At 56.1% G+C, this 319-nt stretch carries 1 protein-coding gene; it reads right to left on the bottom strand.

Going from position 1 to position 319, the window contains the following annotated elements:
- Positions 1 to 61: 61 nt before the first annotated feature.
- On the bottom strand, positions 62 to 319 hold a 258-nt coding region (locus B3Q33_RS02315), incomplete at its 5' end, for a hypothetical protein (RefSeq protein WP_286826719.1).

Raw genomic sequence — 319 nt, 5'->3', positions numbered from 1 at the left:
CCCAGCCAGGGGCGCAAGCAACCAGCAGAGGGAGAAAAAGGATTATTGTTCGCATGTCGGGTCACTTTCTGTTTGTCATTCCTGCTAAGGCTCTACCATTTCGACTGCCCGGGTCAATCAGAACATAATCCAGGTTGTTCACCTTGTCACCGATCTCATCCATGACCGCTTCTGCTAACTGCTGCGCATCTAATCCGCTGACGTCACCAGCAAAAATAAACTGGATTGGGGCTTCGGCCTGGCCTTGGGTCTGAACTGGCGCCGGGGCCTGTGGCGCCCCGCCCTGCTGCCCAAAAGGATCAGAGAAAGAGCCCCCGCC

It is taken from the genome of Alcanivorax sp. UBA3183, assembly GCF_002364155.1.
Lineage (GTDB): Bacteria > Pseudomonadota > Gammaproteobacteria > Pseudomonadales > Alcanivoracaceae > Alcanivorax > Alcanivorax jadensis.
The sequence above is the reverse complement of the archived record's forward strand: the minus strand, read 5'-3'. Positions and strand labels throughout refer to the sequence as shown.